Annotated in this window: 17 protein-coding genes; 10 read left to right on the top strand and 7 right to left on the bottom strand. The window is 66.8% G+C overall.

What is annotated here, in order from left to right; translation table 11 throughout:
- Positions 1–6: 6 nt before the first annotated feature.
- Positions 7–945, bottom strand: coding sequence for a 3,5-dioxohexanoate:acetyl-CoA acetone transferase (gene kce, locus M5E06_RS17140; protein ID WP_109154305.1), 939 nt, complete (start codon positions 943–945; stop codon positions 7–9).
- Between the two features lie 82 nt (positions 946–1027).
- Complete coding sequence (locus tag M5E06_RS17135) at positions 1028–1939, bottom strand: 3-hydroxyacyl-CoA dehydrogenase family protein (RefSeq protein WP_252139198.1); 912 nt, start codon at positions 1937–1939, stop codon at positions 1028–1030.
- Positions 1940–2271: 332 nt separating this feature from the next.
- Here M5E06_RS17135 and M5E06_RS17130 point away from each other — a divergent pair, with 332 nt between their 5' ends.
- Entirely contained in the window at positions 2272–3699 is a 1428-nt protein-coding gene (locus tag M5E06_RS17130) for a sigma-54 interaction domain-containing protein (protein ID WP_252139197.1), read from the top strand.
- A gap of 91 nt (positions 3700–3790) precedes the next feature.
- On the opposite strand, the gene M5E06_RS17125 is transcribed toward M5E06_RS17130, so the two are convergent.
- Positions 3791–4651 carry a helix-turn-helix transcriptional regulator gene (locus M5E06_RS17125; protein ID WP_252139196.1) on the bottom strand — a complete coding sequence of 287 codons (861 nt, stop codon included), beginning with the start codon at positions 4649–4651 and terminating at the stop codon, positions 3791–3793.
- Positions 4652–4753: 102 nt separating this feature from the next.
- Between M5E06_RS17125 and M5E06_RS17120 the strand changes: the two genes are divergently transcribed.
- On the top strand, positions 4754–5641 hold the full coding sequence (locus M5E06_RS17120; protein WP_252139195.1) for an SDR family oxidoreductase: 888 nt from the start codon (positions 4754–4756) through the stop codon (positions 5639–5641).
- Between the two features lie 9 nt (positions 5642–5650).
- Here M5E06_RS17120 and M5E06_RS17115 read toward each other — a convergent pair whose 3' ends face one another.
- Positions 5651–6427 carry an AraC family transcriptional regulator gene (locus M5E06_RS17115; RefSeq protein ID WP_252139194.1) on the bottom strand — a complete coding sequence of 259 codons (777 nt, stop codon included), beginning with the start codon at positions 6425–6427 and terminating at the stop codon, positions 5651–5653.
- A gap of 167 nt (positions 6428–6594) precedes the next feature.
- Here M5E06_RS17115 and M5E06_RS17110 point away from each other — a divergent pair, with 167 nt between their 5' ends.
- Positions 6595–7788, top strand: coding sequence for an MFS transporter (locus M5E06_RS17110; protein WP_353654338.1), 1194 nt, complete (start codon positions 6595–6597; stop codon positions 7786–7788).
- Between the two features lie 96 nt (positions 7789–7884).
- Here the strand turns inward: M5E06_RS17110 and fae are convergent, their stop codons facing one another.
- The 3 genes from fae to M5E06_RS17095 all read right to left on the bottom strand — a co-directional run bounded on the left by fae (position 7885) and on the right by M5E06_RS17095 (position 10179).
- Complete coding sequence (gene fae, locus M5E06_RS17105) at positions 7885–8418, bottom strand: formaldehyde-activating enzyme (RefSeq protein WP_252139193.1); 534 nt, start codon at positions 8416–8418, stop codon at positions 7885–7887.
- 254 nt (positions 8419–8672) lie between these two features.
- Positions 8673–9563: a glycine betaine ABC transporter substrate-binding protein gene (locus tag M5E06_RS17100; protein WP_109157508.1), complete on the bottom strand. Its 891-nt coding sequence runs from the start codon at positions 9561–9563 to the stop codon at positions 8673–8675.
- Between the two features lie 379 nt (positions 9564–9942).
- Entirely contained in the window at positions 9943–10179 is a 237-nt protein-coding gene (locus tag M5E06_RS17095; protein WP_252139192.1) for a hypothetical protein, read from the bottom strand.
- On the opposite strand from M5E06_RS17095, the gene M5E06_RS17090 reads away from it, so the two are divergent.
- The 7 genes from M5E06_RS17090 (at position 10160) to M5E06_RS17060 (ending at position 20115) form a co-directional block, all read left to right on the top strand.
- Positions 10160–11440 (top strand): aromatic ring-hydroxylating oxygenase subunit alpha, encoded by a 1281-nt coding sequence (locus tag M5E06_RS17090; protein WP_252139191.1) that lies wholly within the window; start codon positions 10160–10162, stop codon positions 11438–11440. The genes M5E06_RS17095 and M5E06_RS17090 overlap by 20 nt on opposite strands.
- Before the next feature lie 111 nt (positions 11441–11551).
- A complete protein-coding gene (locus M5E06_RS17085) occupies positions 11552–12661 on the top strand; it encodes an FAD-binding oxidoreductase (RefSeq protein ID WP_252139190.1) in 1110 nt (369 codons plus the stop codon).
- Positions 12662–12769: 108 nt separating this feature from the next.
- Positions 12770–13924, top strand: a complete 1155-nt coding sequence (locus M5E06_RS17080; RefSeq protein WP_252139189.1) for a GlxA family transcriptional regulator — start codon at positions 12770–12772, stop codon at positions 13922–13924.
- Positions 13925–14094: 170 nt separating this feature from the next.
- Positions 14095–16140 (top strand): NADH:flavin oxidoreductase, encoded by a 2046-nt coding sequence (locus tag M5E06_RS17075; RefSeq protein WP_252139188.1) that lies wholly within the window; start codon positions 14095–14097, stop codon positions 16138–16140.
- Between the two features lie 42 nt (positions 16141–16182).
- Positions 16183–18111, top strand: a complete 1929-nt coding sequence (locus M5E06_RS17070; protein ID WP_252139187.1) for a DUF3483 domain-containing protein — start codon at positions 16183–16185, stop codon at positions 18109–18111.
- Entirely contained in the window at positions 18108–19340 is a 1233-nt protein-coding gene (locus tag M5E06_RS17065) for an electron transfer flavoprotein subunit alpha/FixB family protein (protein WP_252139186.1), read from the top strand. The genes M5E06_RS17070 and M5E06_RS17065 overlap by 4 nt, the downstream gene beginning before the upstream one ends.
- On the top strand, positions 19333–20115 hold the full coding sequence (locus M5E06_RS17060) for an adenine nucleotide alpha hydrolase family protein (protein ID WP_252139185.1): 783 nt from the start codon (positions 19333–19335) through the stop codon (positions 20113–20115). Before M5E06_RS17065 ends, M5E06_RS17060 begins: the two co-directional genes overlap by 8 nt.
- Positions 20116–20124: the final 9 nt, after the last annotated feature.

Genomic DNA, 20124 nt, shown 5'->3' with positions numbered 1-20124 from the left:
GGCGGCTCAGAACGCCACCTGATCGGCGCCCTTGAGGTGGAGCATGGCGCGCGCCTCTTCCGGGGTGGCGACCTCCAGCGACAGTTCCTCCAGGATGCGGCGGATCTTCGCCACCTGCTCGGCGCTGTTCCGCGCCAACCGGCCTTTGGCGAGATAGAGGCTATCCTCAAGCCCGACCCGGACATTGCCGCCCATCACCGCGGCCATGGTCGTGAAGGGGATCTGATGGCGGCCGGCGGCCAGCACCGACCATTCGTAATCCTTGCCAAACAGGCGGTCGGCGGTTTCGCGCATGAAGACGAGGTTGCGCTCCTCCGCACCGATGCCGCCCAGGATTCCGAAGATCGTCTGGATGAAGAGCGGCGTCTTCACCAGCCCGCGATCGAGGAAATGTGCGAGATTGTACAGGTGCCCGACATCGTAGCATTCGAACTCGAAGCGCGTGCCACAGCCCTCGCCCAGGTGCTCCAGAATATAGGCGATGTCCCGGAAGGTGTTGCGGAAGATGAAGTCGTCGGTGCTGCGCAGATAGGGCTCTTCCCAGTCGTGCTTCCAGTTCTTGTACCGGTCGGCCAGGGGGAAGATGCCGAAGTTCATCGATCCCATGTTGAGCGAGCACATTTCCGGCTGTGCCTGCAGCGGGGCGGCAAGCCGTTCCTGAACCGTCATGTTGAGCGAGCCGCCGGTGGTGATGTTCAGCACCGCGTCGGTGGACTGCTTCAGCCGCGGCAGGAACTGCATGAACACCGCCGGATCCGGTGTCGGCTGTCCGGTGCGAGGATCGCGGGCGTGCAGGTGCAGGATCGCCGCCCCGGCCTCGGCCGCACCGACCCCCTGCTCGACGATTTCGTCGGGCGTGACCGGCAGGGCGTCCGACATGGTGGGCGTGTGGATCGAGCCCGTCAGCGCGCAGCTGATGATGACTTTCTTGCCTGATGCGGCCATGCAAGGCCCTCCTTGTGTGAGTCCGCCCGTCGGGGCTGCGGACGATTGAAGATTGAACGTCGCCGGGCGGCTGCGGTGGCGGCTACCGGCGTTCCAGGCCATCCAGCCGTTGAAGATGCGTGGCAAGGGTGGTGGTGACCTCCTCCCGCTGCGCGTCTGTCCAGGTCCGGAAACCCGCGCCTGCCTTCATGCCCAGCCGCCCCGACGCGACCAGATCGCGCAGAAGGGGCAGCGGACCGGGACTGCGGTCGAGATCGGGCAGGACATGCTCATGAACCGCGAGGGTCAGGTCGGTGCCGACAAGATCGGCATTCTCCAACGGTCCAAGCACGGCGAGCCGCCGGCCGAAACTCGCCTTGACCACGGCATCGACCGTTTCGGCATCGCACACGCCGTTCTGGACCAAGGCGATCGCCTCGCGCCAGAGCGCGTGCTGCAGGCGATTGCCGATGAAGCCGGGAACATCCTTGCGGACATGCACCGGCGTCTTTCCAATGGACGTCAGCAGGCCCATCATCGCGGTGATTGCGGCATCGCTGCTGTCCTTGGTCTGAATCACCTCGACCAGCGGGATCAGATAGGGCGGGTTCCACCAATGGGTGCCCATGGCGCGGGTCTTGTCGGAAAGCGGCTCCATGATCCGCGTGATCGGGATCACCGACGTGTTGCTGGCCAGAAGCGCATGGGGTGGCGCAGCCGCTTCGATGGCCGCGACGATGCGTTGCTTGAGGGCGAGGTCCTCCGGCACCGCCTCGATAACGATGTCGGCGCTGGCAACGGCGCCCGCCAGCATTTCGTGAGGTTCGATCAGGTCGGCGGCAGCGATGTCTTCTCCCAAAACCTGCAGATTGCGGCGGACATGGTCGGTGATCGCGGACCGGCGTTCGGCATCGGGTTCCTGGATGGCGACGCGATGCCCGGCGGCGGCAAAGGCCTGTGCGATCCCGTGCCCCATCAGTCCGCCGCCGATGATCGCGATGCGCTGGTTTGTCATGGCGCGTGCATATCCCCCCTTGCCTGACCTGAAGCCTGTGCCCCACCACCCTTTTCATGCCAAGGCCCATAGGATCGGGAGGCGGATTGTCAGGGTAGCGCGCAATTTGGAAGGAACGGTTAGCAACGCGCGTGCCACACAGGTAACTGCTTGAAAGAAAGGAATATGTGTTAAGCGGCGCTCAACATGCGGCGGAGCAGGATTTAGCGATCGCTGACAGTCGACTGGTGCAAGGGGCGGAACACCGCTGCAAATCGGCACTTTCGCCGTGTTCACTTTTCTGACAGACAATGTACAACATATTGACAATCAGTGACGCGAAGGAGCGTGGCATGCAGAAGGATCCGGCCGGTCATTTCGCTGCGGCACGTGCGCTGATGGTGATGATCGATGAGATGATCGACGGCGCCATACTGGTCGATCAGGATGCGCGCCTCGTCTGGTCGAACGACAAGCATGTCTGGTTCAGCGACAAACAGATTGCGATGCTTGGCTTCCGGTCGCCAGCGGACGCAATCGGCCAGCCGGTGGAACGCATCATTCCACACAGCCGGATGCGCGAGGTGGTGGAAACCGGCCGGTCGCTGCCGCTCGACATCATGCGCTATGGCGAGCACACGCTGCTGGTCAGCCGCCTGCCCCTGCGCGATGAGCAAGGACAGGTCATCGGCGCCCTTGCCTTCGCCCTGAAGAACAGCCTGACGTATCTTCGGCCCATCGCCGACCGTTTCAACAAGCTGCAGTCGCGCCTGACCCGTGTGGAGCAGGAATTGGCGGCGAGCCGGGCCTCCCAATACACGGTCGAGAACCTGATCGGCTTCAGCCAACCGATGCTGCAGGTCAAGCGGCTGGTGCGCAGGGCCGGCCAGATCCGGTCGGCGGTCCTGCTGCTTGGCGAAACCGGGACCGGCAAGGAACTGGTGGCTCAGTCGATCCATGCCTCCTCGGATCGCGCCCACCGCCCGTTCGTCGCCGTCAATACCGCCGCAATTCCGGAAAATCTTCTGGAAGCGGAGTTCTTCGGCGTCGCACCGGGGGCATACACGGGCGCCGCCCGCCAGCCGCGCCCCGGCAAATTCCAGCTTGCCCATGGCGGAACGCTGTTCCTCGACGAGATCGGCGATATGCCACTCCCGTTGCAGGCGAAACTGCTGCGCGCCCTGCAGGAACGCGAGGTCGAGCCGCTCGGGTCCAATCAGATCATCAAGGTCGATGTCCGCATCATCGCAGCAACCAGCCGTCCCCTGGCCGAGATGGTGCGCAGCGGCGCCTTCCGGTCGGATCTGTACTACCGGCTCAATGTTTTTCCGATACAGCTGCCGGCGCTCCGTGATCGCAAGGACGACCTGGAGATCCTGGCCCCCCTGTTCTCGGAGAAGATTGCCATCAGTCTCGATCAGCCGATGCGCGAGTTCACGCCTGCGGCGCTGGATGCGTTGCGACAGCATGACTGGCCCGGCAATGTCCGTGAATTGGCCAATGTCATCGAACAGGTCTATGTGCGCACCGAAGGTGAGCGCATCAGGGCCGAGGATTTCGCGGACATCCTTCCGAGCACCGCGATCCAGCCCCCTGCCCCACCCGACCGAAAGCGGTCCCTGACCGCCGCCATGGACGAGTTGGAACGGTCGCTCATTCTGGAAGCCCTGGAGGATTGCCGGGGTAACAAGCTCGAAGCCGCCCGGAGGCTCGGCCTATCGCGCACAAATCTTTACGCCAAACTGCGCAAACACGGCATTGCGTCTCATTCAGACGACTGATGCCAGCCTACTGACCGCGGCCAGCATCCGGGCGTCGATGGACGGACGCGGCCGTTGGACGGTCGGACGAAGACCTACCAGGGCACACCGCTCAGTGCCCTGCCGCGCCCGCCGCAGTCCTTCGGGCGACCATGGCACGGATGCGGTCCTTGGTGTGCTCATCCAGCGGATTGTAGACCAGCAGCCCCAGGTCCGGACGGCCATCGACGGCAAACCCGGAAAATTCCATCTCGATGCTGCCGAGTTCGGGATGCTGGAGGCGCTTGATCCCCTCGCTCGGCGCATAGACGTCGTTCTCCTTCCAGAACCGGGCGAAATCCGCGCTGGCCCGGCACAATTCGCCGACGAGGTCGGCAATCTCCTTCACCGCCCCGGCGCGGGCGGCATCGACCCGGAATGCGCCGACCAGGAACCGCGCCATGCCTTCCCAATCCTTCTGCTTGGCCCGGATCGCCGGATTGCAGAACACCAGCCGCAGGATGTTGCGCTGGTCGGGGGGAAGCGTGGCGTAATCGGTCAGAACGACAGCGGCGGCCTGATTCCAGGCCAGCACGTCCCAGGTCGCCGTCTTGATGAAGGCGGGACAGGCGTCGAACGCATCCAACAGCCGTTGCAGACGCGGACTGACGCCGTCCGCCGGCCTGTACCGCATCTCCGGCGGGCGGCCGAGCGCCAGAATGAACAGATGCTCCCGTTCCAGATCGGTGAGCATCAGGCTGCCGGCGATCCGGTCCAGCACATCGGCCGACGGCGCCCCTCCCCGCCCCTGTTCCAGCCAAGTGTACCAGGTCGGGCTGATGTTGGCACGTTGCGCCACCTCTTCCCGGCGCAGTCCCGGCGTGCGGCGCCGCCCTGTGAAGCCGAAGACCGCCGGATCGAGCCGTGTGCGGCGGTCCCGCAAAAAGCCGGCGAGCGTGTTGGCCTTGTCCGCTGGTTTGGCATCGGGCTGCATCGGCGATCCTGGTAGCCATTATACTAGGAAAACGTCACTACTTTAACAGGATATCCCGGAGCGTCACAGTGGGGGTGACGAAATTGGAACGGTGATTTCCCCATGCGTATTTTCCTCACCGGCGCCACCGGCTTCATCGGCCGGGCGGTGCTGTCCGAACTTCTCCAGGCCGGCCATCAGGTCATCGGCATGACCCGCTCCGCCGACGGCGCCCGCGCGTTGGAAGCCGCCGGGGCCGAACCGCACCATGGCACGCTGGAGGACCCGGCGAGCGTCCGAAGCGGCGCCGAAAGGGCCGACGCGGTGATCCACACCGCCTTCGACCACGACTTCTCGCGCTTTGTCGAGAATTGCGAAAAGGACCGCCGGGTGATCGGTGCGCTTGGCGAGGTGCTGAAGGGGTCCCGGCGCCCGTTGCTGATCACGTCCGGGGTCGGCATCGGCGGTGCCGGCCATGGCCGGCTCGCGCGGGAGGATGTCTTCGATGACTCCCACCCCAATCCGCGCATCGCGTCGGAGCGGGCGGGCAACGAGTTGCTGGATGCCGGCGTCAATGTCGCGGTGATGCGGCTGCCGCAGGTCCACAACACCGAGAAGCAGGGGCTGATTACCCCGCTGATCGCCATCTTCCGCGAAAAGGGGGCCGCAGCCTACATCGGCGACGGGCGCAACCGCTGGTCCGCCGGTCATCTCAGCGACGTGGCCCGCCTGTATCGGCTGGCCATTGAGAAGGCGGAACCCGGCGCCCGCTATCACGCGGTCGGCGAGGAAGGCGTCGAGACTCGCGCGATCGTCGAAGCACTGGCGCGCGGCCTGAAGATCCCCTCGGTCTCCATCCCGCAGGACAAAGCGGCGGAGTCCTTCGGCTGGATGGCGATCTTCGCGGGCCTCGACATGGCGGCATCCAGCGCCCTGACACAGGCGACGCTCGGTTGGCAACCGCAAGGCCCCAGCCTGATCGCAGACCTGGAGGCGATGCGATACCCATGAGCGGAGGAGTCAGCCGTCACCCTTGAGATAGGCGCGCGGCGACGATCCCAACACCCGCTTGAACATCGCAGTGAAGGCAGCGGGGTTGTCATAGCCGAGGTCGAGCGCGACGGCGGTGATGCTCTCCCCTGCCACCAGCCGCGGCAGCGCGGCGGCAAGGCAGGCCTGCTGTCGCCACTCCAGGAAGCTCAGCCCGGTTTCCCGCCGGAACAGCCGGGTGAAGGCGCGCCGGCTGACCCCCAGCCCGTCGCACCATTGCTCGATCGTCTCATGCACCGCCGGCCGCCGAAGAAAGCGCCGGCAACGCTCGGCCAAGGCCGGGTTGGTCGGGAATGGCACGGTCAGCGGCTGGGCCGGCAGATGCTGCATCTCATAGCGGATCAGCGCCATCACCGCGCCGTCATGGCTGTCCGGGTCATAATCGGCCGGGACATCCACGGCACGGGAAATCAGGCTGCGGATGAAGGGCGACAGCCCGACGACCTGACAGCGGTCCGGCATGCCGCCGGTCAGATCCGGATCGAGGAAAAGGCTGTGGGTGGTCACCGCCCCGATCATGCGGACCTCGTGCATGACACCGGGCGGGATCCACAGGCCGAAGTCCGGCGGCACCACCCACCGCCCTTGCGGCGTCGACATGATCAGCACCCCGGTGATGCCGGAGATCAGCTGTCCGCGCCGGTGCCGGTGGAGCGGCAGCGTCCCGCCGTCCGGGTAGTCGTGGGTGGTGGCGAGCAGTGGCCGCTGGACGGTGTCGATCTCGTCGACGCGCACATTTCTGACCATGGCCCGATCTCGTAGGAAACTGGCCTGACCGCGGTGGCGGGCCTTCTCCGCCGACCGTAGGCTTACGGCGCATTCAACGCAACATGCCGGGCGATCCCGAACCGCCCCCTTCATCGAGGGATGGTCCGGACCCAACGCCTGAGGCGGAGAGAAGAGGGCATGCCCCCGTGACCGACACCACCATGAGCCGGTCCCGCACCGGTTCGACGGCCTTTTCCATTCTGGCCGCGATCAGCGCCTGCCACCTGCTCAACGACATGATCCAGTCGCTGCTGCCGGCGGTCTATCCGATCCTGAAGGACGAGTTCGGCCTCAGCTTCGCCCAACTCGGCCTGCTGACCTTCGTCTATCAGGTCACGGCATCGCTTCTTCAGCCGCTGGTCGGCCTGTTCACCGACCGCAAGCCGATGCCCTATTCGCTGGTCTTCGGCATGGGCTCCACCCTACTCGGGCTTCTCACCCTGGCCTGGGCGCCCGGCTTTCCGGCGCTGCTGGCCGGCGGCATGCTGCTGGGCTTCGGGTCGTCGGTCTTCCATCCGGAAGCGTCGCGCATCGCGCGCCAGGCCTCCGGCGGCGCCCATGGGCTGGCCCAATCGCTGTTCCAGGTCGGCGGCAATCTCGGCTCATCGCTCGGCCCGCTGCTGGCGGCCTTCGTCATCCTGCCCCACGGCCAGGGCAGCCTCAGCTGGTTCGCCATCGCCGCCCTTGCCGGCATGGTGGTCATGGTCCGGCTGGGCAGCTGGCAGCGGCTGAACGCAAAACCCCGTGCGAGTGGCAGACAGTCGGCGCAGCGGTCCGAACTGCCGGCCGGGCAGGTCGCCAGGGCCGTCGGCATCCTGATCGCGCTGATCGTCTCCAAATACGTCTATTTGGCCAGCATCACCAGCTACTACATCTTCTACCTGATCGACCGCTTCGGGTTGTCCACCGGCGACGCCCAGCTCTGCCTGTTCGTCTTCCTGGCGGCCGTCGCGGCGGGAACGGTGATCGGCGGTCCGGTCGGCGACCGCATCGGCCGCAAGACGGTGATCTGGGTCTCGATCCTCGGGATCCTGCCCTTCACCCTGGCCCTGCCCTATGTCGGCCTGACGGCGACGGTGGTTCTCAGCGCCGTGATCGGGCTGGCCCTGGCATCGGCCTTTCCCGCCATCGTGGTCTATGCGCAGGAACTGCTGCCCGGCCGGGTCGGTCTGGTGTCGGGCCTGTTCTTCGGGCTGGCCTTCGGCGTCGCCGGCATCGGCGCGGCAGGGCTCGGCGTCGTCGCCGACTGGCGCGGCATCGGCTTCGTCTATTCCGCCTGCTCGTTCCTTCCGCTCCTGGGGCTGCTGACCGTCTTCCTGCCGAATGTGGAGCGGCGATAGCCGGCAGAGACGGGTCAAGCGGCCCTACGGCAAAAAGCCCGCGCTCCTGATCGGAGGCGGGCTTTTTTCCTGGCCTGCTGTGTCCGGGCCGGCAGGTCACTCCAGCGGATCCAACATGAAATGCCGGACCTTGTGCCGGTTTTCGATCAGTTCGTCGATGGTGGGTTCATTGCGCATCGCCCGGCCGATGGCGATCTTGGTCGCCTCGTAATTGGTGCGGTAGAGATCGGCGCGATCGAGGTTCGGATCGGTGGGGCAGCGGGGATCGATCCAGACCATCACCAGGATGCACAGGTCGTTGATCCCGTCGCGCGGCAGAACGCCTTCGATGACGCAGTCCAGCACCGCGTCGGCAGTCGCGGCCTGAACGACGCCGCCGAACAGGTCGACATAGGCGCTGGACTTCATCGTCACCTTGGACACCATCATGGTGGCCGGACGGACCATCTGGTTGCAATCCCGCACCGCGAACATGCGGGTGTGGCCGGCGGTCTGCCCCATCATGGTGGCGAACGCGTGGCCGGCCGGACCATCGACCGAGCCGATCACGATCTCCGGCATGGCGTCGGTGAACTGGCCCTCCTTGGCGAAGACGGTGGCTTCACCGACACGGAACAGCGGATTGGTCATGGGATCATCGTTCTCTTGATATGGGTGACGTTGCCGGTCAACCGGTGCGGATGCCGTCCAGCAGCCGGCCGGTCCGGCCGGGGCTCGACGCGATGCCCTGCATGTGTGCTGACGAGTCCATCGGTGACCACGATCATCGCGAGGCTGAAGACGGCCGTCCCACACGCGTGCGCGTTCGGGACGGATCGCCTCCACGAATGGTGCGGGAAAGGGGGCGCTGCCACCGCCGTCGAGCGCGGTGGCGCGGCTGCCGATCAAAGCTTGCCGGTGACCCAGTAATCAACCCGGGCCTTGTTGTTCTTGATGTAATTGTCGACCGCCTGCTCGTAGCTGGTCTGCCGGGCTTCCTGCATCATCGCTTCCAGATCGCCGATCGGCAGGACCATCCGGTTCAGGAACTCGAAGATTTCCGGATGATCCTGGTAGAAGCCTTTGCGGACGATGGCGTTCACGCTCTCCAACCCGCCCAGCGCGCCCTTCGGATCGTCCAGGTAGCGCAGCTTCCAGTTGGCGAACATCCAGTGCGGACTCCAGCTCGTCACGACGATCCACTCGTTGCGCTTCATGGCGCGCTCCAGAGCGGCGAGCATCGCGGCGTCGCTGGCCGACACCAGCTGCAGGCCCTTCAGATCATAGGTCTTCAGCGCCTTTTCGGACGCCTGCATCAACCCCGATCCCGGATCGATGCCCTGGATCTTGCCGCCCAGCTTCTGCTGCACGTCCGGCTTCTTGAGATCCTCGATGGATTTGACCTGATCGACGGGGATGTAGTCCGGCACCACCCAGCCCAGGCGGGCACGGGTGTAGAGCGGGCCGAGGTCGACCACGTCCTTGCCGACCTTGTCGAGATAGGGCTTGTGGGTCAGCGGCTGCCACGACATCAGCATGGCGTCCAGCTTGCCGCTGGCGATGCCCTGATACTGGATGCCGATGTCGGCCATGGTCAGCTCGACCTTATAACCGTACCGCTCCTCGATCACGGCTTTGGCCAGCTTCGTCACCGCCTCGGCGTCGGACCAGGCGGTCCAGCCGATGTTGATGGACTTCTCGGCGGCCTGCGCCGGGGCGGCGATCACGCCGGTCCCCAGACTGACCGTCATGGCCGCCGAAAGCAGCACGCCCAAGGCTTTACCGAAGATTTTCATCAAGAAGCCTCCTCTTATCGTTTGTTTGTTTGGACCCGTTTGGCCGGACGGCCCGGCGTCGCCGTGCCGGAACTTGCAGCGGACGCGAGCAGGTGGCCCGGAAGATCACCTCCGTCCTACCGGGGAACGCGCTCGGATGATGGCTCCGGATCGAATGCATGAGCCGCCGGCCACCTTCCGGGATCGACGCGGAAAGCCGTTTCCAACCAACGGGATCGTTGTTGGCATCAGTGCTGATTGAGGAAGAATGCCGGCCCCGAAAGCAAAAAACCTTCATCAGAGCGGCAATTCGTATCGGATTTGCGACAGCTTCGTACGAGCCCGGCCCTGCCGGCGAATGTTGCCCGGCTTACAGGCGGCAGCCGTTGTTCTTGGATAATCACGGCATGTCGCAAAACGACTGTTGCCGAAGTCCGGCTTGCGCAAAAAGACAGGTACGCCTGTCGGCCTTTTTAAAGTTGATGTCGCATTCCAGAACGCGACGCGCCGCGACGGGCGGCAGGCTGTGTGTCGTGGAATCGAAAATGGCAACAGCCCGGTCAAGGCTGAACGGTTCCAAGAACGCACGGCCCCACTCCCGCAGAAGGTCAACCGCCATGTCGTCCGAGATTTCCATCGAAGCCCTGCTGACCCGCCGTAAGAAGGGGCACAGCCTGGAAGCCCCGTTCTATACCAGCGAGGAGATCTTCAAGCTGGACATGGAGATCATCTTCGGCCGCCATTGGCTGCACGTGGGTGTGGAGCCGGACGTGGCGGAGCCGGGCGACGTGATGGTGGTGGACATCGGCAAGACCTCCGTCATCGTCATGCGCGACGACGACATGGAGCTGCGGGCCTTTCACAATGTCTGCCGCCATCGCGGCGCGCGCATCATCCTCCAGGAGAAGACCTCGGTCGGCAATCTGGTGTGCAGCTATCACCAGTGGACCTACGACCAGGACGGCGAGCTTCTGTTCGCCGAGCATATGGGCAGTGATTTCGACCGCAAGTGCCGGAACCTGAAAAAGGTGCACATCCGGTCGGTCGGCGGCCTGATCTTCATCTGTTTGGCGGAGGAAGCGCCGGACGACATCGACCGCATGGCGGCGGCCATCGAGCCCTACATCCTTCCGCACGATCTGAAGAACTGCAAGATCGCCAAGACGGTGGACCTGATCGAGAAGGGCAACTGGAAGCTCACGATGGAGAACAATCGTGAATGCTACCACTGCGTCAGCAACCATCCGGAACTGACCATCCCGCTGTTCGAATACGGCTTCGGCTTCGCCCCCGACGGCACCAACCCGAAGCGGATGGAACATGCCGCCAAGTACGAGGCGCTGGTGCAGTCCTGCCACACCGGTTGGGAAGCGGCCGGCTTCCCCAGCCGCGAGGTCGATCGCCTGACCGACACCACCGGCTTCCGCGCCGAACGCCTGCCGCTGGACGGCGCCGGCGAAGCCCACACCAAGGATACGCTCAGTGCCTCCAAGAAGCTGCTGGGGTCGATCACCGAGCGCAAGCTGGGCGCCCTGTCCTTCTGGACCCAGCCGAATTCCTGGAACCACTTCATGAGCGACCACATCGTCACCTTCTCGGTGTTCCCGCTCGGTCCCGACCGCAATCTGCTGCGCACCCGCTGGCTGGTCCACAAGGACGCGGTGGAAGGTGTCGATTACGACCTGAACCGCCTGACGGAGGTGTGGGAGGCGACCAACCAGCAGGACGCCGATCTGGTCGAGATCTCGCACAACGGCGCCCTCAGCCCCGCCTACGAGCCGGGTCCCTATTCTCCCTACACCGAGCCGCTCGTGGAGAAGTTCACGGAATGGTACGTCGGCCGCATGGCCGAGCATCTGCTGGGCAAGCAGGCGCCGATGGGCGTCGCCGCCGAATGACGCGACGCCAGGGCGATCCCGGCCGGCAAACCGCCGGGATCGCCCGCTGGTCCAGGTTCAGGGCTCGAGGCCCAGGGTTCAGGACTCAAGGTTCAGGGCTCAAGGAGAGAGATGACGATGCAGCAGGATACGGCTCCGCCTCCGGTCCGGGATTGGGATCCCGAAATCGACGACACGCTGGTGTGCCGGGCGGTGCGGGACGAGACGCATGACGTGAAGACCTTCGTCTTCGCGCCACGGCGCCCCTGCCTGTTCCGGTTCAAACCGGGTCAGTTCATCACGCTGGAACTGCCCATCGGCGGCGAAACCATTCACCGCAGCTACACCGTCTCCTCCTCCGCCGCGCGGCCGCACCGGCTCTCGATCACCGTCAAGCGCGTGCCCGGCGGTCCGGTGTCGAACTGGCTGCACGACACGCTGAAGCCGGGCGATACGATCCGCGCGGTCGGTCCGCTCGGCGAATTCACGCCGGGGGAGTCCGAGACTCCGCGCAAGTTCCTGTTCCTGTCCGGCGGCAGCGGCGTCACGCCCCTGATGTCGATGACCCGGACCTTCGACGATCTGGGGGAGGATCACGACATCGTCTTCGTCCACGCCGCCCGGACGCCTGCCGACATCGTCTTCCGCCGTGAACTGGACGCGCTGACCGGCCCCGGCCGCTGCCTGCGCGTCGCCCATGTGTGCGAAGGCATCGGCACCGAGGCCCATTGGGTCGGCTTCACCGGCCGGCTGTCGCTGCCGATGCTCGGGCTGATCGCTCCGGACTTCATGGAGCGGGAGGTCTATGTCTGCGGCCCGGGCCCCTTCATGAAGGCGGTGCGCACCTTTCTGGAGCAGGGCGGCTTCGACATGGGCCGCTACCACCAGGAAAGCTTCAATTTCGAGGAACTCACGGCCGAACTTGCCGCGGCAGAGCCGCCGGCGCAATCCGCACCGGCCCAGGTGGCAGCGCCCACCGACGGCTTCCGCATCGAATTCGCAAAAACCGGCAGGGTCTTCGCCTGCCCGCCCGACATGGCGGTCGCGGATGCGGCATCGGCCGCCGACATCCGGGTTCCGACCTCCTGTTCACGCGGGATGTGCGGAACCTGCAAGACGAAGTTGATCTCCGGTACTGTGGAAATGAACCACACCGGCGGCATCCGTAAACGTGAAATCGACCAGGGGTTGATCCTGCTCTGCTGCAGCCGCCCGACCAGTGATCTGGTGATAGAGCGTTAGAATCATCGCCAACGAATTGTCTTCCGGAGGGCGAGCCGTTGACGCTAGCATCCCGAAGGACGGATCACGGCCGTCAGGCTGGGACCGTGGGACTGGGAGGGTATCCTGGTGGGGAAGACAGTGGAATATCGCCGTTTCGGCGGTAGCGGTCCCGCACCCCGGCAGGAGGAACGCGCGCTGTTGTCGGTCGGGTTCATCCTGACCAACAATTTCACGCTGACGGCGCTCGCCCCCTTCATCGACGCCCTGCGGCTGGCGGCCGACGAGGGCGACCGGTCGCGCCAGATCCGGTGCCGCTGGACCATCATGGGATCGCGGGCGGAGCCGGTGATGTCCAGCTGCGGCATCGGCGTCGCCCGCTGGGAACCGCTGACCGATCCCCGCCGCTTCGACTATGTGGTCGTGGTGGGCGGACTGTTGCACGCCGGCCCGCAACTGGACGACGAGACTCTGGCCTATCTGCGCGCCTCGGCATCCTACGGCGTGACCCTGGTCGGCGTGTGCACCGGCAGCTTCGTGCTGAGCCGCATCGGCCTGATGAAGAACCGGCGCTGCTGCGTCAGCTGGTATCATCACCGCGATTTCATCGAGGAATTTCCCGATCTGGTGCCGGTGGCCGACCAGCTTTACGTGGTGGACCGCGACCGCATCACCTGTTCGGGCGGCGCCGGAGTGGCGGATTTGGCCGCCTTCCTGATCGAGCGCCATCTGGGCCGCGCCACCGCCCAGAAAACCATGCACATCCTGCTGATCGACAAGGCGCGTCCCGCCAGCCAGTCGCAACCGCAGCCGCCGACGGTGGTGGAGATCACCAACGACCGTGTCCGCCGCGCCTTGCTGCTGATGGAGCAGCACATCAGCGACCCGCTGTCGGTGGAGGAGATCGTCCGCCGCCTGAACGTCAGCACCCGGCAATTCGAGCGGCTGTTCCGGCTGGCCGTCGGCACCAGTCCGGCCACCTACTACCGAACGCTGCGCCTGCGCTATGGCCACTGGCTGCTGCGCAACACCAAGCGGTCGGTCACCGCCATCGCGAACGAGGCCGGCTTCGCCGACTGCGCCCATTTCTCCCGCCAGTTCCGCGAACTGTTCGGCATATCGCCGTCCGAGGTGCGCCGCACCGCCGAACCGGATGCGGAGGCCGATCCGCATCTCTCGCCTCTCGCCGCTTTCCGGCGCACGAACGGCGACTCCCTGCTGCCCGACCGCCGGCTGTTCGAAGACCAGGCGCCGATGGCCCAAGGGGGTGTGGCGACGGACTGAAGGGGGTGCCACCACTCCCAATTTTCCTAGAGAATTCAGATATTTGACGGACCGGCATCGCGTCGTACCGATCCTGTCGCAAAAAGGTAATTCCCGGTCGCGGGGGGCAACGCGACAATCGCGCCGATGGTGAATTCTTGGCAGGCTCAATACTGGGGATCGTTCCTGCCATGTCCTCACCCGCCGAAGCCCTTCTGAAGCCTCTGCAGATCAAGCATTTGACGATCCGTAACCGCGTGATGAGCACCAGCCACGCGCCGGGCTACGGGTCCGAAGGCAAGCCGAAGGAACGCTATCAGCTCTACCACGAGGAAAAGGCCAAAGGCGGCATCGGCCTGACGATGTTCGGCGGCTCCTCCTCCGTCGCGGTGGACAGCCCGGCGGCGCCGTGGAACCAGATTTCCGTCGCAGACGACAGCGTCATTCCCTTCTTCCGCGAATTCTCCGACCGGGTGCACCGCCATGGCGCGGCGCTGATGATCCAGCTGACCCACATGGGCCGGCGCACCCGCTGGGACACCGAGAACTGGCTGCCCACCGTCTCCGCCTCGGCCGCGCGCGAACCGGCGCACCGCAACACGCCGAAGGAGATGGAGGATTTCGATTTCAAGCGGATCATCACCAGCTACGCCGCCGCCGCCCGCCGCTGCAAGGAAGGCGGGCTGGACGGCTTCGAGCTGTCGGCCGCCCACGGGCACCTGATCGACCAGTTCTGGAGCCCCTCGGTCAACCGGCGCACCGACAAGTATGGCGGCAGCCTGGAAAACCGCATGCGCTTCGGCATCGAGGTGTTCGAGGCGATCCGCGCCGAGGTCGGGGATGACTACATCGTCGGCATGCGCATGTCGGGCGACGAGCTGATCGACGACGGCCTCAGCCACGAGGACTGCATCGCCATCGCCCGCACTTATGCCGAACGCGGGCTGATCGATTTCGTCAATGTATTGGGCGGACAGGCGCGCGATCATTTGGCCCACGCCATCTCGCTGCCCAACATGTCCTTCCCGGTCGCCCCCTTCCTGCATCTGGCCAGCGGCATCAAGCGCGAGGCCGGCATTCCCGTCTTCCATGCCCAGCGCGTGACCGACCTCGCCACCGCCGCCCGCGCGGTGGAGGAAGGCCATGTCGACATGGTCGCCATGACCCGCGCCCACATCGCCGACCCCTATCTGGTGCGCAAGCTGATGGAAGGGCGGCTGGACGACGTGCGCCAGTGCGTCGGCGCCGGCTATTGCATCGACCGCATCTATGTCGGCGGCGACGCGCTGTGCATCCAGAATGCGGCCACCGGGCGCGAAAGCACCATGCCGCATGTGATCCCGAAGGCGGAGCGCAAGCGCCGCGTGGTCGTGGTCGGCGGTGGCCCCGGCGGCCTGGAAGCCGCCCGCGTCTGCGCCGAGCGCGGCCATACGGTAGTCCTCCTCGAACGCAATGCCGCCCCCGGCGGCCAGATCGGCATCGCCGCCAAGGCGACCTGGCGCGAAGCGATGAGCGGCATCACCCGCTGGCTGTCCCAGCAGGTCACCAAGCTGGGCGTCGATGTCCGCCTTGGGGTCGAGGCCGACCGCGCCGCCGTCGAGGCCGAGACTCCCGATGTGGTGATCCTCGCCACCGGCGGCCGGCCCAACCGCGGCGACTTCAAGGGCGCCGATCTGGCGGTGTCGACCTGGGATGTCCTGACCGGGGCTGTGGAGCCGACGGGAACGGTCCTGATGTATGACGGCACCGGCCAGCATCACGGCGCGTCCTGCGCCGAATTCATGGCCAAGCGCGGCGCTCTGGTGGAGATCGCCACCCCCGACCGCATGATCGCGGAGGAGGTCGGCACCACCAACCAGCCGATCCACCTGCGCGAGCTGTACAAGCTGAACGTGGTGATGACCACCAACCAACAGCTCGTGGAAATCTACCCGGAGGGCAACCGCCGCGTCGCCGTCCTGCGCAACGAATACACCCATGAGGAAGAGGAGCGGCTGGTCGACCAGATCGTGGTGGAGCTGGGAACGCTGCCCAACGACGGCCTCTATTTCGATCTGAAGGACCACTCGCTGAACCGCGGCGAAACCGATCTCGACAGCCTGATCGCCGGCCGGCCGCAACCGGTGCAGGCCAACGGCCATGGCGGCTACACGCTGCATCGCATCGGCGATGCGGTGGCCGGCCGCAACATCCACGCCGCCATCTACGACGCCGCACGTCTTTGCAAGGACATCTGACGACCGCCCATCTGCCCCGCCAAGCGACAGGAGCCGTCCGACGTGATCGCCACCGCTCTCACCACCGTCGTCCTTGCCGTCCTCGCCATCGGCGCGGCATTGGCCGCCTGGCAGTCGCGGCGTTGGCTGGCCGGCCGGCCGGCGACGGTCGGTGTGGTCGCCGGGCTACGCGCCCTGCCGGGTCGCTATCTGGTCGATGTACACCATGTGGTCGGGCGGACGCCGTTCAACGCCCGCTTCCACGCGCTGGTCGCCGGCGGCTTCCTTGCGGCGGTCCTGCTGCTGGTGGCGATGGGTGTCGCCATCGCCGTTTCCTGGAGCGGATCGCGCATTCTCTGGCTGCTGCTGGCGCTGGTGCTGGTGGCCATGCTGGCGGGTGCCCTGATGGTCCGCCATCGCCGGCGGGTCCTCCGCCCGCGCGAGCTGTCGCAGGGCCGCTTCGCCCGCCTTCCGCTGTCGCTTCTGGGCTTTTCCGCCTGCCTGCTTGTGGTGGCGCTCGACCAATCGCTGGGCGGCGTGATGCCGGAGGCGCTGGCGCTGGTGCTGATCGCCATTGCCGGAGTGGCGATGGCCGATCTGGTGTGGGGGGTGTGGAAGGGACCGCTGAAGCACGCGGTGCATGGGGCGCTGCATCTGGCCTTCCACCCACGTCCGGCTCGCTTCCATGATGGCATGGGACGCGACACCGGGCTGAAGCCGCTGCCGCTCACTCCGGCGGAGACGGATGAGGCCGGCGCTCTGGGTGTGGAACGTCCCGTCGACTTCGCCTGGAACCGGCTGCTCGGCTTCGACGCCTGCGTCCAGTGCGGGCGGTGCGAGACGGCCTGCCCGGCCTATGCCGCCGGCCTGCCGCTGAACCCGAAGAAGCTGGTGCAGGATCTGGTCGCCGCCATGGACAGCCAAGCCAGCGACGCCGCCTATGCCGGCAATCCCCATCCCGGCCGCGGCGTGGGCAAGGCCCATGGCGGAGCGGCGCTGCCGCTGATCGGGCCGGATGCGATGATCCATCCCGACACGCTGTGGTCCTGCACCACCTGCCGCGCCTGCGTTCAGGAATGCCCGATGATGATCGAGCATGTGGACGCGGTGGTCGACCTGCGCCGCTTCCAGACGCTGGAACTGGGCGCCACTCCGGCCAAGGCCGCCGTCATGCTGGAGGAGCTGCGTGCAACCGACAATCCCGGCGGTCGCGCGCTCGCCCGGCGCTGGGACTGGGCGGCCGACCTGTCGCTGCCCCGGCTGCCGGCCGGCGGGTCCTGCGACATGCTGCTGTGGGTCGGTGACGGCGCCTTCGACCTGCGGGTCCAGCGCTCGCTGCGGGCACTGGTGGTGCTGCTGCGCCGCGCCGGTGTGGACTTCGCCGTGCTGGGCGACGAGGAGCTGGACTGCGGCGACGTCGCCCGTCGGCTGGGCGATGAGGCGACCTTCCAGTCGCTGGCGGCCCGCAATGTGGCTACGCTGAACGCCCGCCGCCTCAATCGCATCGTCACCGCCGACCCCCACGCGCTGCACACGCTGCGCAACGAATATCCGGCCTTCGGCGGCAGTTGGACCGTCGTCCATCACACCGCCCTTCTGCTGGAGCTGATCACCGCCGGCGCGCTGACGGTGACCAAACCGGTCGGGCGCAGTGTCACCTTCCACGACCCCTGCTACCTCGGCCGCTACAATGGCGAGATCGAGGCGCCGCGCGCCCTGCTTGACGCCATCGGCGTGGAGCGCCGGGAAATGCTGCGCTCCGGCATGCGGTCGAGCTGTTGCGGCGGTGGCGGCGGCGCCCCGCTGACCGACGTGTCGGGCGAACGCCGCATCCCGGACGTCCGCATGGAGCATGCGCGCGAGACCGGCGCCTCGCTGGTCGCCGTCGCCTGCCCCAACTGCGCCCTGATGCTGGAAGGCGTCGTCGGCCTCCGGCCGGAGGTGGCGGAGATCGCCGAACTGGTGCTCGCCGCGACGGAGACCGCCCGATGACCACTCCTCCGACCCTCCGCCGCCGTGTCGATCCCCGCGCCGAGCGCGCCGCCCGCACCATCCTGGCCGGCCAGCGTCCTCGCCTGCTGCGGCTGCCGGTCGCCGCCGCGACGAACGAACGCCGCCGCGACCCGCGCGCCATCCGCGACGCAGCCCTGGTCCAGCGCCAGCCGCGCCCGCGCTACGACTGGACGCGCGACCCGGCCTCGGCCGGCTCCGCCCCGGCAGTGGGTATCGCCACTGCCGCAGCCCCCACGATCCCGCTGACGGTGATCGCCGAGCCGGCCTATCTGATCCTCGCCATGCTCGACCGCCCCGGCGGCGAGGTCAGCGAGCATGACCGGCAGGTGATCGCCGCCGCCCGTCTGCTGGCCGATGCCGGCGGCGGGGCGGTGGTGACCGTCTGCACCGGTTCGGGGGAGGCGCTGGCCGAAGCCGGATCCGACCGCCATGTCGCCCTGCCCGACGGCTGGGCCGACGATTACGTGCCGGAACGGCGCGCCGCCGCCGCTTCGGCGCTGATGGCGGCGCTGTCTCCCCGCCACATCCTGTTCCCGGACAGCCCGGACGGTGCCGATGTCGCACGGCGGGTTGCGGCGGCGGCGGGAGAGCGGCTGTTCGCCGGCGTGCAGAGCCTCGCCCCCGACCGGGCGACCCGCCAGTCGGCCGGCGGATCGCTGGAGACCGGGCACCGCCCGACCCGGCTGATGACGGTGGCGGCGGATGCCTTCGCCCCCCTCGACGGCGTGCGGCACGAAGCCCGGCCGCTCGACCTCGCCGCTCCGGTGACCGCTGGGGAGGAAGTCCTGCCGCGCCTGGGCGGCGCCCGGCGGCTGGCCGTCGATCCCGACGCCCTGTCGCTGACGGAGACCGACTTCATCGTCAGCGCCGGCAACGGCGTGACCGACTGGCGGAGCTTCGCCGAACTGGGCGAGGCGCTGGGCGCCACCCGCGCCGGCAGCCGTGTGGTCTGCGACGCCGGCCATCTGCCGCGCGAACGACAGGTCGGTGCCTCCGGAACGGTGGTCAGCGCCCGTTGCTACCTCGCCTTCGGCATCGCCGGCGCACCGCAGCATCTTCAGGGCATCACCGGCGTCCGCCACGTGATCGCCGTCAACACCGACCTCCACGCCGAGATGATCAAGCGGGCCGACCTGTCCATCGTCGCCGATGCTCAGGCCATCATGCCCGCCCTGATCCGGCTCATCCGGGAGCGCCGCCATGTATAATGTCGCCGTCCTGCTGTCCGTCGGTCGCCATCCGGCTTCGGGCCGCGCCCGCCGTGCCGTCACCGATGCGCAGGCGCTGGAGATGGCGCTGGCATTGCGCCCGCGGCGGCTGACGGCGATCCATGCCGGCCCCGCCGCCGACGGCGAGGCGCTGCGCGCCTATCTGGGCATGGGGCTGGAGCGGCTGACGCTGCTGGTCCTGCCGGAGGGAGCCGATCCCGTCGAGCCGCTGATCGCCCATCTGCGCCAGTTCGACCCGTCACTGGTCCTGACCGGACGGCAGGCGGAGGACGGCGAGGGCAGCGGCATGCTGCCCTATCTGATCGCCCGCGGCCTTGATGCCGCCGTCGTTCCCGATGTGGTGCGGGTCGGCTCCGCCGATGCGCCGGACTCCATGCCGGGCGCGGTGGACCTCGTTCAGGCGCTGCCGCGCGGACAGCGGCGGGCATTGATCGCCAATGGCCGTTTTGTGGCGACCATCCATCCTTCCGCCCCGCCCGCCCGCGCCTCGGCCTTCGGCCCGGCCCGGCGGGGCGTCATCGAGCCGGTGGCGGCCCAGGCGACCGCCGACCTCTTCCTGTCGGACTGTGAGCATCGGCCATGGCGACCAAAGCCCAAGCTGATGCGCGTGAAGCGCGCCGGCTCGGCGCTGGACCGGCTGAAAGCCGCGACCGAGAGCAAGAGCGGAAAAGGCCAACTGCTGGTCAACCCGACAGCCGAAGCGGGGGCGCTGGCCATCTACGACAGCCTCGTCGAACAGGGAATGCTTCCATGACCATGCAAA

It is taken from the genome of Azospirillum sp. A1-3 (assembly GCF_023806445.1).
Taxonomy (GTDB): Bacteria; Pseudomonadota; Alphaproteobacteria; order Azospirillales; family Azospirillaceae; genus Azospirillum.
The sequence above is the reverse complement of the archived record's forward strand: the minus strand, read 5'-3'. Positions and strand labels throughout refer to the sequence as shown.

Bases quoted from the DNA above. Each gene is read 5' to 3' on its own strand.
- kce (WP_109154305.1), bottom strand. From the start codon at position 945: ATGGCCGCATCAGGCAAGAAAGTCATCATCAGCTGCGCGCTGACGGGC.
- M5E06_RS17135 (WP_252139198.1), bottom strand. From the start codon at position 1,939: ATGACAAACCAGCGCATCGCGATCATCGGCGGCGGACTGATGGGGCAC.
- M5E06_RS17130 (WP_252139197.1), top strand. From the start codon at position 2,272: ATGCAGAAGGATCCGGCCGGTCATTTCGCTGCGGCACGTGCGCTGATG.
- M5E06_RS17125 (WP_252139196.1), bottom strand. From the start codon at position 4,651: ATGCAGCCCGATGCCAAACCAGCGGACAAGGCCAACACGCTCGCCGGC.
- M5E06_RS17120 (WP_252139195.1), top strand. From the start codon at position 4,754: ATGCGTATTTTCCTCACCGGCGCCACCGGCTTCATCGGCCGGGCGGTG.
- M5E06_RS17115 (WP_252139194.1), bottom strand. From the start codon at position 6,427: ATGGTCAGAAATGTGCGCGTCGACGAGATCGACACCGTCCAGCGGCCA.
- fae (WP_252139193.1), bottom strand. From the start codon at position 8,418: ATGACCAATCCGCTGTTCCGTGTCGGTGAAGCCACCGTCTTCGCCAAG.
- M5E06_RS17100 (WP_109157508.1), bottom strand. From the start codon at position 9,563: ATGAAAATCTTCGGTAAAGCCTTGGGCGTGCTGCTTTCGGCGGCCATG.
- M5E06_RS17090 (WP_252139191.1), top strand. From the start codon at position 10,160: ATGTCGTCCGAGATTTCCATCGAAGCCCTGCTGACCCGCCGTAAGAAG.
- M5E06_RS17095 (WP_252139192.1), bottom strand. From the start codon at position 10,179: ATGGAAATCTCGGACGACATGGCGGTTGACCTTCTGCGGGAGTGGGGC.
- M5E06_RS17085 (WP_252139190.1), top strand. From the start codon at position 11,552: ATGACGATGCAGCAGGATACGGCTCCGCCTCCGGTCCGGGATTGGGAT.
- M5E06_RS17075 (WP_252139188.1), top strand. From the start codon at position 14,095: ATGTCCTCACCCGCCGAAGCCCTTCTGAAGCCTCTGCAGATCAAGCAT.
- M5E06_RS17065 (WP_252139186.1), top strand. From the start codon at position 18,108: ATGACCACTCCTCCGACCCTCCGCCGCCGTGTCGATCCCCGCGCCGAG.
- M5E06_RS17060 (WP_252139185.1), top strand. From the start codon at position 19,333: ATGTATAATGTCGCCGTCCTGCTGTCCGTCGGTCGCCATCCGGCTTCG.